Annotated in this window: 10 protein-coding genes; 5 read left to right on the top strand and 5 right to left on the bottom strand. The window is 60.5% G+C overall.

The window, feature by feature from the left end; all coding sequences use genetic code 11:
- The first annotated feature begins 21 nt into the window (after positions 1-21).
- Positions 22-6663, top strand: a complete 6642-nt coding sequence (locus tag ACILSE_RS08615; protein ID WP_395716968.1) for an autotransporter-associated beta strand repeat-containing protein — start codon at positions 22-24, stop codon at positions 6661-6663.
- A 79-nt stretch (positions 6664-6742) separates the two neighbouring features.
- Positions 6743-7792: a ComEC/Rec2 family competence protein gene (locus ACILSE_RS08610; RefSeq protein WP_395716967.1), complete on the top strand. Its 1050-nt coding sequence runs from the start codon at positions 6743-6745 to the stop codon at positions 7790-7792.
- 53 nt (positions 7793-7845) lie between these two features.
- Here the strand turns inward: ACILSE_RS08610 and ACILSE_RS08605 are convergent, their stop codons facing one another.
- Both ACILSE_RS08605 and ACILSE_RS08600 read right to left on the bottom strand, forming a co-directional pair.
- The gene (locus tag ACILSE_RS08605) at positions 7846-9459 is read right to left on the bottom strand and encodes an SGNH/GDSL hydrolase family protein (RefSeq protein WP_395716966.1); all 1614 of its coding nucleotides are present in this window, start codon (positions 9457-9459) and stop codon (positions 7846-7848) included.
- The gene (locus tag ACILSE_RS08600; RefSeq protein ID WP_395716965.1) at positions 9456-10787 is read right to left on the bottom strand and encodes a neutral/alkaline non-lysosomal ceramidase N-terminal domain-containing protein; all 1332 of its coding nucleotides are present in this window, start codon (positions 10785-10787) and stop codon (positions 9456-9458) included. The genes ACILSE_RS08605 and ACILSE_RS08600 overlap by 4 nt, the downstream gene beginning before the upstream one ends.
- Positions 10788-10832: 45 nt before the next feature.
- Here ACILSE_RS08600 and ACILSE_RS08595 point away from each other — a divergent pair, with 45 nt between their 5' ends.
- From ACILSE_RS08595 to ACILSE_RS08585, 3 genes are all read left to right on the top strand, one after another.
- Complete coding sequence (locus ACILSE_RS08595) at positions 10833-12059, top strand: mandelate racemase/muconate lactonizing enzyme family protein (protein WP_395716964.1); 1227 nt, start codon at positions 10833-10835, stop codon at positions 12057-12059.
- A 117-nt stretch (positions 12060-12176) separates the two neighbouring features.
- Positions 12177-12989, top strand: a complete 813-nt coding sequence (locus ACILSE_RS08590) for a Fic family protein (RefSeq protein WP_395716963.1) — start codon at positions 12177-12179, stop codon at positions 12987-12989.
- A 50-nt stretch (positions 12990-13039) separates the two neighbouring features.
- Positions 13040-13204 (top strand): hypothetical protein, encoded by a 165-nt coding sequence (locus ACILSE_RS08585; protein WP_395716962.1) that lies wholly within the window; start codon positions 13040-13042, stop codon positions 13202-13204.
- An 18-nt stretch (positions 13205-13222) separates the two neighbouring features.
- Here the strand turns inward: ACILSE_RS08585 and ACILSE_RS08580 are convergent, their stop codons facing one another.
- Genes ACILSE_RS08580 through ACILSE_RS08570 form a run of 3 tightly spaced genes read right to left on the bottom strand, consistent with a single transcriptional unit; the run spans position 13223 to position 16005 of the window.
- Positions 13223-13849: a hypothetical protein gene (locus tag ACILSE_RS08580; RefSeq protein ID WP_395716961.1), complete on the bottom strand. Its 627-nt coding sequence runs from the start codon at positions 13847-13849 to the stop codon at positions 13223-13225.
- The gene (locus ACILSE_RS08575) at positions 13828-14922 is read right to left on the bottom strand and encodes an SGNH/GDSL hydrolase family protein (RefSeq protein ID WP_395716960.1); all 1095 of its coding nucleotides are present in this window, start codon (positions 14920-14922) and stop codon (positions 13828-13830) included. The genes ACILSE_RS08580 and ACILSE_RS08575 overlap by 22 nt, the downstream gene beginning before the upstream one ends.
- A gap of 9 nt (positions 14923-14931) precedes the next feature.
- A complete protein-coding gene (locus ACILSE_RS08570) occupies positions 14932-16005 on the bottom strand; it encodes an alpha/beta hydrolase (protein WP_395716959.1) in 1074 nt (357 codons plus the stop codon).
- Positions 16006-16029: the final 24 nt, after the last annotated feature.

Raw genomic sequence — 16029 nt, 5'->3', positions numbered from 1 at the left:
CTCCAACCATCACACACGGCCATGAAAACGCTCGCCCTTTCCTTCCTCCTGCCGCTCACGGCCCTCGCCCTGCCCTCCATAGCCTTGGCGCAGGCGGGCGAAAACGAAATCGGCTTCATCGAGCGCTTCGCCCTAGCCGCGGATCGTGAAAAAGCCCTCGGGGAGCTCGTTCCCGGCTCGGAGGAGTATTATTTCTTCCACGCCCTCCATTATCAAAACGTCCGCGACACCGCGAAGCTGAACAACCTGCTCAACGAGTGGCGGAAGCGCACGCCGGACGAAAATGAGGCCTGCCGCGTCATTTTGAACCGCGAGGCCATTCTCGGCTACGAGAAGGAGCCGCTCCTTACGCTCAAATACCTCATCGAACGCCTCGGCATCCGCCACGATCACCAGCGTCAGGTGCCCGATGCGAAGCCCGACCTGCCCACGAGCCTCGATCCGGCCAAAATCAGCCGCGAGGTCTTCCTGCGCGATGCTTTGAACAACGACCGCGGCCTGCAAAGCCTCTCGCAGGAGGCTCTCGCCGCGCTCATTCGCGATCAGGTGCCGCTCACGCCGGATCAACGCCGCGCCGTGCTGCAAAAACTCCAGCGCCCCGATGTGCCGAATCTGATCGAGGCGGTGAAAGCGGACTTCCAAGCCGAGCCAAGCATCGGTTTTGGTGATTTGCCGATTCATCGGCAGCTTTTGATCTCGCAGCTCGATGAGCTGAGAGGCCAGAACTTCGGCAGCACGAGCTTCATCTACACTTACCTGCGCAAACTGGCCCCCAGCGCCGATGTGAGCCTCGAATTAGACGAAGCCGAGCGCGAGGCCTGGCTTGATCGCGTGTGGGACTTTGCGAGAGTCCTCACATCGCACAAAACCCTCAAGGCCCGCATCCTCTACCTGCGTCTCGATCATGACCGCAAAAAGGGCGTCTATGATCGCGAGCGCTTCCTCAGCTACCTCAAGCTCCCGCGCCGGATGCCTTATATTAATGAGGAGTTCCTACGCACCTACAATTCCGACTGGTGCGACCTCGACGCCGACCTCAGCGATCCGCTCATCAGCTCGCCGCCCATTCACAATGACGAAGAACTCGTCCGCGACTACTTTCTGCATCTCTTTGCCACATCTGCCAAAGCGGACTCGAATCCACGCGATCTCCTCGCGCCGTGGATCGAGCATGTGAGCGACATCTGGCTCAAACCCATCCTCGCCGAGGCGCTCATCACGAATGGCATCGGCAATCCCGAGCGCTGGGCCTCGCTCATCACGCCCACGGAGTTTCAGGCGCTCAAAGACCGCGTGGACATCGAATTCCCCGCCACGAACGCGCCGCAGTTCCTGCCGGGCGACGACATCGCGTTCGATGTGATCGTCAAAAACACGCCGAAGCTCATCGTGAAGATTTTCGAGCTCAACACGCTCAATTTCTTCCAGACGCAGCAGCGCCAGCTCAACACCGATCTCAATCTCGACGGCCTCGTCGCGAATAGCGAGCAGACGCACGCCTTTGACGGCGGCCCGTTTGGCCGCACACGGCAAAAATTCGCCTTCCCCGACCTCAAAGGCAAACGCGGAGCCTGGATCATCGAATTCATCGGCGGCGGCCGCAGCAGCCGTGCGCTCATCCGCGCCGGCCAGTGGCACATTTTACAGCAAACCGGCCCCGCAGGCGATTTGATCCTCGTGCTCGATGAAAAGAACCAGCCCGTCAAAGGCGCCGTCGCATGGTTTGAGGGCCGCAAATTCAGCGTCGATGAAAAACTCGGCCGCATCGCCATTCCGTTCACGAACCAGCCCGGCACGAAGAACCTCATCATCGGCGATGCCGCCGGCACCTTCGCCACGCTCACGCAGTTCAACCACCACGCCGAGGAATACCGCCTCGATGCGCAATTCCACATCGAGCGCGAGCAACTCCTCGCCCGTCGCGAAGCCACGCTGGCCGTGCGCACTGCCTTGATGCTCGGCGAGACGCATCTCGCGCCTGAACTACTCACCGAGCCCAAATTGACCATCACCAGCACTACCCACGACGGCATTTCGACGACCCGTGAGGTCAAAGACCTCAAACTCAGCGCCGGCAGCGTGCTCACGCACACGCTCAGCGTGCCCGAACGCCTCGCCACACTCGCGGTGACGCTCAGCGGCAAAGTCGAAGTCCTCAGCAACGGCGGCGAAAAACGCGACCTCAACGCCAGCCACACTTGGACGCTCAACGGCATCGACAAAACCGAAGCCACCAGCGACGGCCACCTCAGCACCTTCGACGGACAACGCATCTTCGAACTCCTCGGCAAAAACGGCGAACCCATCGCCGACCAGCAAATCGTCTTCACCTTCAAGCACCGCGACTTCACACGCGTGCAGACCCACGCCCTCAAAACCGACGACAAGGGCCGCATCGTCCTCGGCAAACTCGAAGGCATCGAACAACTCGCCGCGAAGATTCCGAATGGGCGCAGCGGCTCCTGGACGCTCGAAGAAGCCGACAGCACGCTCAGCACGACCATCCAAGCCATCGAAGGCGAAGTAATTCGCGTCCCAGAAAGTGGAACAGGTTTTCAACCTGTTCAGCCCCAACGGGGCGCAAGAATCTCCCTGCTCTCCCAAACCGCCGGAACCTTCACTTCCGACCAAAGCGCCAACCTCAAATCCGAAAACGGCTTCCTCACCATCACCGGCCTCAAGCCCGGCGATTACTCACTCCAGCTCGGCGACCAACTCATCACGCTCAAAGTCACCGCAGGCACCCCCATCGGCGGTTGGGCACTTGGCAAGCACCGCCAACTCGAACTCAAAGGCAACTCGCCTCTTCACATCACCGAAGCCACCACCGACAAAGACTTCATCACCGTCAAACTCGCGCACAGCAGTCCCTTCGCCCGCGTGCACGTCACCGCATCGCGTTTTGAGCCGGAGAAGAGCCTCTTCGATGGCCTCGGCGGCTTCACACGCTTCGGCGCGGCCTCCGGCACGCCTGCGCGAAATCCAAACCTCTACTCCGCCGGCCGCGAGATCGGCGATGAATACCGCTACATCCTCGAACGCCGTTACGCGAAGCTCTTCCCCGGCAACATGCTCACGCGTCCCGGCCTACTGCTGAATCCATGGGAGATTCGCAGCACGGATCTCGATGCGCTCGGCAATCAAGCTGGTGAAGGAGCTTCGATGACACGCGGTGGCTCGGTTGGCAGCACGGCTGCTCCCGCAGCCATGCCCGCGAAGAAGATGAAAGCCCAAGCAGGCCCGCAAGGCGGCACGAACCTCGACTTCCTCGCCAACTCCGCGCCGGTCATCTACAACCTCGTTCCCGACAAAGACGGCGTCGTGCGCATCGAGCGCAAGATGCTTGGCGACCGCCAGCACATCCAAATCTACGCCGAGGACCTGCAAAATGCCTCGTGGCGCACGCTCACGCTGCCGGAGGTACCCACGAAATTCGCCGATCAGCGCCTCGCGCGGAATCTTGATCCCGCGAAGCCCTTCACGCAGAAAAAAGAGATCACCGTGCTCGACACCGGCAAGTCGCTCACCCTCGCCGACATCCTCACCAGCGAACTCGAGACCTACGACACCCTCGGCGGCGTCCACAGCCTCTTCACCACGCTCAGCGGCAACGGCCACCTCGCCGAGTTCGCCTTCCTGCTGAACTGGCCGAAGCTCAAAGACGACGAGAAACTCACCCACTACGGCAAACACGCCTGCCACGAGCTGAACCTCTTCCTCCAGCGCAAGGACAAAGCTTTCTTCGACAAGGTCGTGAAGCCCTACCTCGCCAACAAGAAGGACAAAACCTTCATGGACGAGTATCTGCTCGGCCTCGACCTCGCCAAACACCTCGAACCCTGGGCCTACGCCCGCCTGAATATCGTCGAGCGCATCCTGCTGGCGCAGCGCATTCAAAACGAAGCCCCGAATGCAGCCCGGCACGTGCGCGAGCTGTGGGAAATGATTCCGCCGAATCCCGAGGAAGCGGATCGTCTGTTTGAAACGGCGCTGCGTGGACGTGCGATGGAAAGTGAGACCCGCGGAGCCTTAGGTGATTTGGAGAAGGCGAAGGAGCAGGCCGCTGCCGCAACGCCACCTCCAGCGCCGATGGCCGCGGCTGCTCCCGCAGACGGTTTTGCCGCTGGTGGTGGTTTTGGAAAAGGCATGGGCACGGGTGGTGTGATCGCAGCGGAAAGTGGTGTCGCCCTGCGCAGGTCTGTGACCGTGGGCGAACTCAAAAGGCTCAGCGATGCGAAAGACAAGGATGAAGACCGCATGGCGGGCCGCAAAGAACTGGAGGCCTTGGGAGAGGAGCGGCAGTTGGCCCTTCAGAAGTCTGGAGCCGGCAATTTCAAAATGGAAGGCGCAAACACCTACACCGGCGCGATAACCGTCAACGGTGGCACACTCAACACACTCTACTTTGGCACGGAAGTCTCAGCCAGGGCGCGTCAGCAGGTGCGTGCGCTTTATCGAGCCCTCGGACCAACGAAGGAGTGGGCGGAGAACAATTACTACAAGCTGCGCATCACCGAGCAGAATGCCGAACTCGTCACGGTGAACGCGTTCTGGCAGGATTATGCCGCGTGGGTGGCGGCGGGATCGAAGGGCGGCTTTGTTTCGGCGAATGTGGCGGAGGCGCATCGCAACTTCACGGAGATGATGCTGGCGCTGGCGGTGCTCGATCTGCCGTTTGAGGCACCGAAACACACGACGAAGGCGGAGAACGGCCAGTTCACCTTCGCGGCGGGCGGGCCGTGCATCCTTTTCCACAAGGAGATCAAGCCGGTGGAGGGCGACAAGACCGCGCAGGGCCAGCTCCTCGTCTCGCAGAGCTTCTTCCGGCATGGCGACCGCTACCGGATGGAGGGGAATGAGAAGTTCGAGAAGTATGTGAGCGCCGAATTCCTCACCGGCGTGACTTACGGCGCGAATGTGGTCGTCACGAACCCGACGAGCAGTCGCGTGAAGGCCGCCGTGCTGCTGCAAATCCCGCAGGGCGCTCTGCCCGTGCTCGGCAGCAAGGCCACCGACTCCAAACAGGTGCGTCTGGAGCCTTACACGACGCAGACCTTTGAGTATCACTTCTACTTCCCTGCCGTGTCGGCGAAGGCGGGCGTGAAGTTCGCGCACTTCCCCGTGAACGTCGGCGGCGCGGCAGCGAAGCCGATGGAGTTCAACGTCGTGGCCAAACTCACGCAGGTGGACAAGGCCTCGTGGGATTACGTGTCGCAAAACGGCACCGAGGCCGAGGTGTTCGCGTTTTTGGAGCAGAACAACCTCGAAGCGCTCGACTTCGAACGCGTGGCGTGGCGCTGCAAGCAGGGCGATTTCTACAAGAAGCTCGTCGGCTTCATGAATCAGCATCATGTGGTGAATGAGGCCGTCTTCCGTTACGCGCTTCTCCACAATGACAGCAGCACCTCCCGCGAGTGGTTGAAATTCACGGACGTGATGAACGGGTTCATGCAGCAATGCGGCCCGTATCTCGCCAGCAAACTGCTCAGCATCGAACCCATCGAACTGCACACCTACGAGCACCTCGAATACTCGCCGCTCGTCAATCAACGCGCCCATCGACTCGGCAGTGAGTGGCGCATCGCGAATCCGGCGGTGCTCCAGCAATACACGCAGCTACTCACCGCCCTGGCGCACAAGCCGCAGCTCGATGCCATGGATAGCATGAGCGTGGTTTATTACCTCTTCCTCCAAGACCGCGTGGAGGAGGCGCTGGCACGCTTCAAGGCCGTGGATGCCACCAAACTGCCCACACGCCTCCAGCACGACTACTTCCAGTGCTACGCGGCCTTTTATGAGGGAGATGTGGCCGCAGCGCGTGGCATCGCGAGCCGGAGGCTCGCCGGCAATGATCGGTCCGATCAGTCTGATCCGACCGATCTCCCCCCACGCTGGAAAACGCTATTCAAAGATGTGCTCACCCAAGCGGATGAGGTGGATGGAAAAACCACCAACCCTGAAAAACCGGCCCAACCCGACCGCGAAGCCCAGCAAGGCGCTTTGGCCGCCACGGAGCCCGGTTTTAACTTCACGGTCGAAAAACAGACGATCACGCTCAACTGGAAAAACCTCTCCGAGGTCACGCTGAACTACTACCTCATGGATCCGGAGTTCAGCTTCAGCAGCAATCCGTTCGTCAGCCAGGACGCGGGCCGTTTCAGCATCATCAAGCCGAACAAAACGGCCACGCAGTCCCTTCCCAAAGACGCCACCAAGCTCGACATCCCGCTGCCGGGCGAGTTCGCGAAGGCGAACGTGCTCGTGGAGGTCATCGGGGCCGGAAAACGCCAGACGCAGGCCTATCACGCCAACACGCTCAAGCTCGCTCTCACCGAAAACTACGGCCGCCTCGAAACCCGCGATGCCACCACCGACAAACCGCTGCCCAAGGCCTATGTGAAGGTCTATGCGAAGCTCAACAACGGCACCGTCCGCTTCTTCAAAGACGGCTACACCGACCTCCGCGGCCGCTTTGACTACGCCAGCCTCAATGCGCCTGAAAACGCCGTGCTGCAGGCTTCAGGTGCCGAAACGCCCACCAACGGTCTCGACTACGCCATGCTAAAGCCTGCGGAGCTCAACAACGTCACAAAACTCGCCGTCCTGGTGCTCAGCGACACGCACGGTGCCACCGTGAAGGAAGTCGATCCGCCGGGGCGGTGATGCGCAGTTTTTGATTCACGCTTCAGCGCGTTTGTGAGAGAAGAGGGCACGCTAAAGCGTGAACAACATACCATCCGCCATGATCCGCGCTCTCATTGTCCTCTTCGCCTTCACTCTCACCGCCTTTGCTCGTGACAAGACGCTCGACATCTACTGGATCGACTCCGAAGGCGGCGGCTCGACGCTCATTGTCACGCCGGAGGGGGAGTCCGTGCTCGTGGACACCGGCAATCCGGGCGGACGTGATCCGCAGCGCATTCAGAAGGTCGCCACGGAGATCGCGGGGCTGAAGCGCATTGATCATGTCGTGATCACGCACTTCCACGGCGATCACTTCGGCGGTCTGGCCGAGCTGGCGGCGCTGATGCCCGTGGGCGCGCTGTATGACAAAGGCATCACCGAAGACAGTCCCGATGGCCGTGGCAAGGACATGCGCTGGACGTTGATGAGCCGGCCGTATCGCGACGCGAAGGTGGAAAAACGCGTCACGCTGGCCTCGGGTGATGTGATTCCACTCAAACAGAGCGATGGCGGCCCGAAGCTCAAACTCCGCTGCCTCGCGGCAAATCAGAAGTTCATCCCGCCGTATCCCAATCAGCAGCAGAACCCGCTCACCGGTTCCGTGCCACCGAAAGCGGCCGATCCAACCGACAACGCGAACAGCGTCGTGCTGCTGCTGGAGTTCGGCGACTTCCGCTTCTTTGATGGCGGTGATTTGACCTGGAACGTGGAGGAGAAGCTCGTGACGCCCTTCAACCTCGTCGGCACCGTCGATTTGTATCAGGTCAACCACCATGGCCTCGACGTCAGCAGCAACCCCGTCCTCGTTCGCAGCCTGCAACCGACGGTTTCCGTGATGAACAACGGCCCGAAGAAAGGCACGAGCAAGAGCGCCATGGACGCCCTGAAGTCCACGCCGACGGTCCAGGCCATGTATCAGGTACACGAGAACATCCGCGACGATCAGGAGAACACATCCGACAAGGCCATGATCGCCAATCATGGCGATCTGGCCGAGGGCTGTGCCGCGCATCACATCCACTGCTCGGTCAGCACGGATGCGAAGAGCTACACGGTGAACGTGCCGTCACAGAAGCACTCACGCACGTTCCAGACTCGGGCAAAGTAGCTTCGATTGGCCATCGAAGCCGAAGCCCAAACCGATTCGATTAACAATCGAATCTACTTCCGCTGACGAATCACTGGCGCGAGCCACTTGGCCGTTTCGTCGCCGATGACGTTGTAGCCGGCGAGATTGGGGTGGCGGTCGCCCGTCCAGCCAGGGATGTGGCCGAAAATGCCGTCGAGACGATTGTCGAGCACGACGACCTTCGGGTCGTTGGCTTCCGGCACGATGTAGGGCGTGGCGAAAGGACGTAGATCCTCGGGAATCTTCGAAAGTGGGAAACGGCGGTAGTTGAGGCCGTCCGGGTTCTTCTTCAGCTCCTCCAGGTAGCGCGGCGCGATATCAAAGAGCGTGAGCTTCTCCTTGGCGGCGATCTCCTTGATCAACGCGTTGATGTCCTCGTGCAGGTTGTTCAACGCGTAGGGAATGGCGGTCATCGGGATGAGCATGGCCTTCGGGTGGTCTTTGCGCAGGCGCTCGAGCAGTTCATGGAAGTCCTTGGGGAACTGGGTTTTAAAGTCCTTCACCTTCGCCGCGTCGTTGAGGCCGTAGCGGATGAAGATGTAGTCGGCCTGCGGCTTGGTCTTCACCGCCTTGTCGTAGCGCGTGTCGAGCAGGCGGCGGATGAACTCGCCGCTCACGCCCTCGTTGTAAACGTCGCACGGCGGTAGGTCGCCCTGTCGTGCGAGCTGGATGCGCACGGTGTCTTCAAGCTGCGGCTCGGAGGGGGCCATCTTCTTCGGAATGCTCGCCTCAGTGGTGCTGTCGCCCAGCAGGATGATCTGAAGGCGCTTCTTGCCCGCGGTGGCATCGCTGAACGCAAACGGCTTGCCGCCAATGAACTGATCCGAGGTGATCGTGGGGCAGATGAGGCGCTCCACATGTTCGACGAAGCGTGCGGTGCCCTGCACGTGGCTCAGGAAGGGCCAGCGGGCGGGATTGTACATCGTGTCGGTCATGTCGCGCATGAGAACAACGTGCTTGCCGTTCTTACCCATCTGCCGCAGGCCGAAGGGGCGGCCGGAGACGCACATGTTGAGGTGCACGCCCATGAGGATGACGTTGTCGATGTTCTTCGACTCCAGCAGGTTCCAAATCTCGACGCCGCTGTCGCTGATGGCGTCCCTCTCCTGGTCGATGCGCAGCGTGTCGATCTGCTTCGTCCACGGTGCTTTCGGGTTGAGGCCCTTGGCGGTCAATTCGGCGGCCCACTTCGTATGCTCCTGCGGATCGTCGTCCTCGCCGCCATCGGTTTGATCCAGCGGATACACGTTCAACTCCTCGCTGGGGATCTGCTTGCACCAGTCGGCAATGTGATCTGGCAGACGAGCGGCAGGCGGTGCGGACTTTGCACGTTCGCGTGCCGGAGTGCCCTCGTAGGGCTTCATGCACGAGCTGGGCGCATGAATGATGAACACACCCTCCTTGCGCGCCTTTTCGAGCACCTCATTGAAGCGCGGGGCCATCTCGCCCTCGCGGATCACAGCGTTCTTGCAGTGATGCAGGTCCCACATGTCACAGACGATGATGGCGGTGCGGGAGGGCAGCCATTGCTCCTTCACGAGCGTTGGACGGTTCGTGGCTGTGCGAGATTGCAGAGTGAGCGAGAGCGGCGTTTCAGCGAGAAGGCTGGAAACGACGAGAGTTAGGAGCAGGACGAGTGATTTCATGGTTGTTGAGAAAGTTTTTGGTGAAATTCATGCACCTTCTTCGCGATTCGGTCCTCCACATCGTCCGCCCATCCGGCGGCGGCCTCGTAGCCGCCTTCCTTGAGCACACGATGGCTCGGCATGTAGCCGGTGTAGTCGTTCGAGTAGCCCGCGACCCACACGCCCGCGTTACCGGCGAACTCGCGCTTGAAGCGTAGCGAGTAGTCCACCACCACCTCGCTGCCAAGTGTGATGAAGGTGAGGTCGTTTCCGATCTTGATCACCTGCACGGGGTAATCGTGGTCCGGACGCTTATTGTTGGCGTAGCTGAGCTTGATCTCCTCATACGCGGCGCGGATGGGACCGGCGACCGGACGCGGATTGGCCGTCAGGGCGACTTCCACGGCATTGGAGAGCGAACGACCATGCTGCATGGCGAGTTCGAGATCGGTGACACCCGGCACAACATCCGTGCGGCGCGGATACGGATTCTGATCGCCGCCGCATCCCATCAAGAACAACGCGGTGAAGCCCGGCCGGTGCTCCTGCAGGAACTCCTGCGCAAAGCCCGCGTAGTCGCCGCACCAGTTGTAGAAGCCGAGCGAGGTGTTGTGGCATGCGTAACCGAACATCGTGGCTTTCAAGGTGCCGTCCGGCGCTTCCACACGCAGTGCAGGCACCTCGTGATCGACGGGGCCGTTCGGGTTTGGCGTCTTGTTCGCATTCGGATGATCCGGCGGCAGCGTGTAGTCACGACGACGATTCATCGCGAAGCCGCAGCGTGCCTTGTTCCAGGTGAGGCGTGCGGGCTCCATGCTGGCGAGCGCCTTGCCAACGAGGTCGCCAAGATCGCTCTGCAGCTTCTGCGTGTAGTCCCAAGCATCCTTCGCACGCGGATCGTCTTTATCCTTGTCCGTGAGGGGCGTGGTGCGCATCGACGGGCCGCTGTGCGTGTGCGAGGCGTTCATGACGAGATTCGCCTGCGGCAGTTTGAACTCCTTTTCGGCGCGCTCGGCGATCGCGCGGCGCATCAACTGCGGCACGCCGATGAGATCGAGTGTGACAAACACGAGTTTGTTCCCCTGCTCGTCCTGCAAGGCCAGCGCCTTGGCGAAAAGATCCTGCACCCTGCCCTCCGCAGGCTTCTTGCGTGCCGCGTAGCCCGCCATCCACAGCATCTTCTGCGGTGTGACCTTCAGCGTGGCCGTGCCAGCCTTCCAATTCGCCGGAACTTGCGGCGCGACGGACTTCGGCGGCTGCCGAGGCGACTCCGGTGTGGCTCCAGGCGGAGCGGCGGCAGCAAGCGAGGCGACAAGAACGATGAAAGCAGCGAAGAAACGGGTGGCCATGTGCAAACTACGGCCTGGACCGCGTTGTTTGTGCAGTTCCACGCCATGTCACGCATCACCGCCATCGAAACCGCCATCCCGTCCGGCATCATGCCGAATCTGCTGCTCGTCCGCATCCACACGGAGGACGGTTTCGTCGGCTGTGGGGAGACGTATTACACGCCGCATGCCATCGCCGCGCTGATTCATGACTGGATGGCGGAGCGCCTGCTCGGCGCGGATGCGCTAGCCATCGAATCGCACTGGCGCTTCCTCTATGAACGCTGCACGCCGTTTGGGCATCCCGGCGCGGAAATGCGGGCGTTGTCGGCCATTGATCTGGCGTTGTGGGACATTCTTGGACAGGCCTGCAAGCAACCGGTGTATCGTTTGCTCGGCGGGCCCGTGCGTGAGGCGATTCCGGTGTATAACACGAGCGGTGGACCGAGCTATGGAGCGCTGAACGGTTCTACAGGAGTGCCTCGGCATCCCGGCTGGCCCGGCTACGGCGACATCGGTCAAAAAGGCCCGTTGCAGGACAACTGGGCCTCGCATTTCGCTGCAGGCGATCTGGCGGAGGAATTGCTCGCCGAGGGCATCACCGCGATGAAGTTGTGGCCGTTTGATCGTGCCGCGCATCGCAATGGCGGACTGCATATCTCGTGGGCCGATGTCGAGGAGGCGATGCGGCCGCTGCGTGAGATTCGCGAGCGTGTGGGCATGAAAATGGACATCGCCATCGAAGGGCACGCGTTCTTCCAGCTTCCCGCCGCTGAACGCATCGCGGAGGCGCTGCGTGAGATCAAGCCGCTGTGGCTCGAAGACGTGCTGCGCGTTGATAACACCGCCACGCTGGCTGATTTCCGCCGACGCAGCGGCCTGCCCATCGCGGCGAGCGAGATGCTGCTCGGTCGCAAAGAATACCTCGCCGTGCTGCAAGCGCAGGCCTGCGACTACTGCATGGTCGATCCGACGTGGAGCGGCGGCATCAGCGAAACACGCCGCGTCATCGACATGGCGCAGACTTTCAACGTCCCCGCCACGATTCACGACTGCACGGGACCTCTCACGTTGTTCAGCGGCCTGCATCTCGCGGCTTCATCGGCCAATGTCGTGTTTCAGGAAACCGTGCGTGCTCACATTCGCTCGTTCTATGACAAGCTCGTCGATACGCTGCCGGTCATCACGAACGGCAAGGCGCAACTGCCGACGGGAACGGGTTTGGGGACGAAATTGAAGGATGAGCAGTTCCGCGAAGGGGTGAATGGGCGGAGGAAGAGTGTGGCGAGATAGCGGAGTGCTGTGGGTTCGCCTGCCCGCAATGCTACGCATAGCGTTGCAGGCGCGGAGGTCCGCGCTCCTGGTGTTCGCTTCATTGCGGAGCGTGGCGAAATGACGTAGGCTCGCGCCGTGTTCTCCCGATTCATTCCCGAACTCAGCGACCTGGATGCTGATCTGCGCGATGCTTTTCTAGAAAAGCTCCGCGTGCGCTGGACGCACACCTCGACTGCGCTGGAAGGCAACACGCTGACCGAAGGTGAGACGCTCGGCGTGCTGCGCTACGGCCTCACCATTTCAGGGAAGCCGCTATCGCATCACAACGAAGTCGTCGGCCACAGTCGGGCACTGGACTTGTTGTATGGCTGGCTGGATAAAGGACGCGTTTTGGAGGCGAAGGATCTGCACGCACTGCATCAGGCCGTGCAAACCAGCGTGGAGGTGGACTATTTGAAGCCTGTGGGTGCCTGGAAGTGCGAGCCGAACTCCACGCTCGCCAAACAAGGTGGCAAGACCATCATCAACGACACCTATGCCATGCCCGAGCATGTGGACGCGCTCATGCATGACTGGCTAGCAGGCTTTCAGCAGCGGCGGCAGGACAAGACCACCTCCGCACTGGAAGCCTATGTCTGGAGCCACGCCACCTTCGTCCGCATCCACCCTTACGCCGATGGCAACGGCCGCATGGCGCGCCTGCTCGCCAATCTGCCCGTCATCGAAAAAGGCCAGCTCCCTATTTTCATCCCGTCTGAGAGGCGGCTCGATTACATCGAGACTCTGGCGACTTGGCAGCTTGCCAGCGGGCCGATGCGTCCGAATCAAGCTCTGGAAGGTGAAGCGGCGCGTTTGAAAGCGTTTCAAGACCTGTGTGAATCCTGCATGAAGGAGTCGAATGTGCTACTCGATGAAATTCGGAGCACCCAGGTGATAAGAAGACGGTAGCGTGCCTGCATCTCGCGGCTTCTTCGGCCAATGTGGTGTTTCAGGAGACGGTGCCGGCGCACATTCGCTCGTTTTACGACAAGCTGGTCTATAGGTTGCCGGTGATCGTGAACGGCAAGGCGCAGTTGCCGACGGGAACGGGTCTGGGGACGAAGCTGAAGGACGCGCTGTTCCGCGAAGGGGCGAATGGGTGGCGGAAGAGTGTGGCGAGATAGAGGAGTTCAACAACCCACTCAGTTCGCTTCATCACTCCAGACTTCTTCAAACTTGAGTCCGGTAAACCCTAGCGCGTGGTATTGTGCATAGAATTCGTCTTCAGGCTCATCACGACCAACGAGTGCAAACAGCCCAACTTCTTTCATCTCGGGGATCTTGAAGAGGTTGCAATCGCCGATCCGATCCACATGGAAGACGAACTTCTGAACTACGATGGGCACAGTGCCATCTGGAGTCCATCTCGCAATGCTGTTGCGACGGTCAAAGCAGTTATAACACGCAGTAGCATTGAAAACATAAAACCTCTCCTCAGTATCATCCAGTGTGGCTGTCAAAACCTCTCCAGATCTTTCGATAGTTTCACCAAGATCGCTATCGCAGACAGCTTCGTCGTAAGCAAGACAACCCGCGCCGGCCAAATAGAAGAAATTACCTCGTTTAGTACGAACTGGATCTCGCACGTAAAAAGACAAAGAGGGCCAACTGTCACGCATGTTCATGAGTTGGAATCTTGCATGTTTGACAAACTCCTCCCTCTGCACTGGAAGAAGCCCCCAAAAGTCGTGATCGCTGCGCACTCGAAATATTTTCATGCTTAAAATGGTACGAACTGTGCAATGGATCACAACCGCGACTTCATCCACGAGTAAAAACTCGCGCCGATCTGGGCGTAGCCGACGGGGTTGGGGTGGACGCCGTTGTTGTTGGGGTAGCCATCGACGGGGTCGAGGTTGAGTTCGGTGGGGACGAGGTGAATGCCTTCCTTTTCGCGATTGGAAAGCCGCTTGAGCATGAGCTGGACGAGGCGGTGCTGGATGCGCTTCCAGCCCCAGCGCGGGTATTTGTCCTTGTAGTTGGCGGTGAATCCTTCCTGACGCGCATTCGGCGGCGTGGTCAAGCCAACGGCGAGAATGGCTTTCGGCTCGGCCTTGTGAAACTCGGAAAGGAGTTTGTCAGCGTTGTCGAGCACCTCGTTGATCTTGGCGTCGGGGTTGTTCGGATCGGCGGCGAAGCAATCGTTGATGCCGAGCAGGAAGGTGATGATGTCGGGCGGCAGGTTGTCGCAGTGCTCTTTGAAGTAGCGCGGCAGGTCGAAGACGCCCGTTTTGCCATCGGCGGCGGGAAAGATGAAGGGACTGGTGGCTTTGCGGGCGAGCGGTCCGGCGGTGGCGCCGGGTGTGGGCGCCGTGTATTTGGTGAGAAAGTCGGCCCACTTCCAGCCGCCGTAGCCTTCGTGTGCGATACCGGGTTTTGAACCAGTGGGTTTGTGCGTGCCGAGAAGTGTAACCGTGGGATTGCCGGGTTCGGCGAACAGGCGGGCGATTTCGGTCGGGTAAAAGGTCGCGTGCGTGAGGCTGTCGCCAACAATGAGGAGACGCAGCGTCTTGCCATCACCTGCTTTGCGTGGGGAGACGTGCAGCGTGGTTTTGCCTTGCTCGATCACTTTCCCTGATGCGTCCTTGACGGTGATGGCGATGGGATGATCGCCCAAGTCGTTGTCGCCGGGGTTCACAGTCCAGCGACGGGCTTCGTTCGTGCCGATGTCACAGGTGAATTCGAAGCGGTAGTCCTGCGGTGTCTCGGTGAGGACGATGTTGTCGTGGTAGATACTCATCGGCACGTCCGGCGCGGCATAGACGACGGGAGGCAGGGTGAGTTGAAGGTCACCAGCGATAGCTGAGGCAGCGGCGAGGCAGAAACAGAGAACACGATTCATGGCGTCCGATTACGGATCGCCAGAAGCAAATCGTTCCATGAAGCGAAGGATGGCGGCGGTGGAGAGCTGGCCGCCGGGCGTGCTGGGGAAATAATCGGTGCCATGCGTGCCCCAGGGGAACTCGATGAAGTGATGATCGTCGCGATGAGCGAGGCGCTCATTGAAGAGACGGCTGTGACCGATGCCGACGAGTGAATCCAGCGTGCCGTGGATGAGCAGCGTGGGTAGATGATGCGTGTCGAGAAATTCGGTGGCGGACGCGGTGCGGTAGGCGTCCGGCACTTCATGCGGGTCGCCGCCCATGTATTGGCGGACGAGCGTGAGTGATTTCAGCAAGTCGTCAGGCAACGACCACTCGCGGGCAATGTACATGTTCGGCGTGCCGTAAACGATGATGCAGCCGCTTGCGCGGAGTTCTGGCATGCTGAAGGCGCACGCGGCGGCGATCTGAGCGCCTGCGGAGCGCCCCATGAGAACGATGCGGGTGGTATCAATGCCGAATTCGGCAGCGTGGTCGCGAATCCACGCGAACGCACGTCGTGTGTCTTCGGCCTGGGCGGGCCATTTGTGTTTCGGAGCGAGGCGATAGCCGAAGGAGCACAGCACATGGCCATGCGAGGCGAGTTCGGTGTTGGCCCATTCGAATTCGCCCGGATCACCGCTGTCCCAGCCGCCGGTGTGGGCGATGACGAGGCATGGCAGCGGCTTTTTCGCCTCAATTGGACGGTGAATGACGATGTCGAGTGATTCGTCGCCCTCTTGCCAATAGGTGAGGCGTTCGCATTGCACGGGCGTTTGATGGAGGCGAATCGGGAACCACAGACGAAGCCAGGAGAAGGGCAGATTCTGGGCTCGGGCGATGCGGAAGGCCTGAAACGCGGGAGTCATGAAGACAATCGCGAGCAGCACGAACCCACATGCGAGCCAGCGTGAGTCTGAGAACGCCGAACAAGCAGGTGCCAGCAGCGCGAGCCAGTGACCGAACTCCTGGGTGAAGAGCTGCGCCTGCCATTGCCAGCGCTTGCGTGACATGACCCACGCGTTGAGCGCGAGCAGGGATAGAACCGCCAGGAGAAAGATCACAACATTGCCAGAGGCGGGCAGGAG

Origin of the sequence: Prosthecobacter sp. (genome assembly GCF_044236155.1) — a bacterium.
In the GTDB taxonomy this organism is placed as follows: domain Bacteria; phylum Verrucomicrobiota; class Verrucomicrobiia; order Verrucomicrobiales; family Verrucomicrobiaceae; genus Prosthecobacter.
This window is presented reverse-complemented; position numbering and strand designations above follow the sequence as displayed.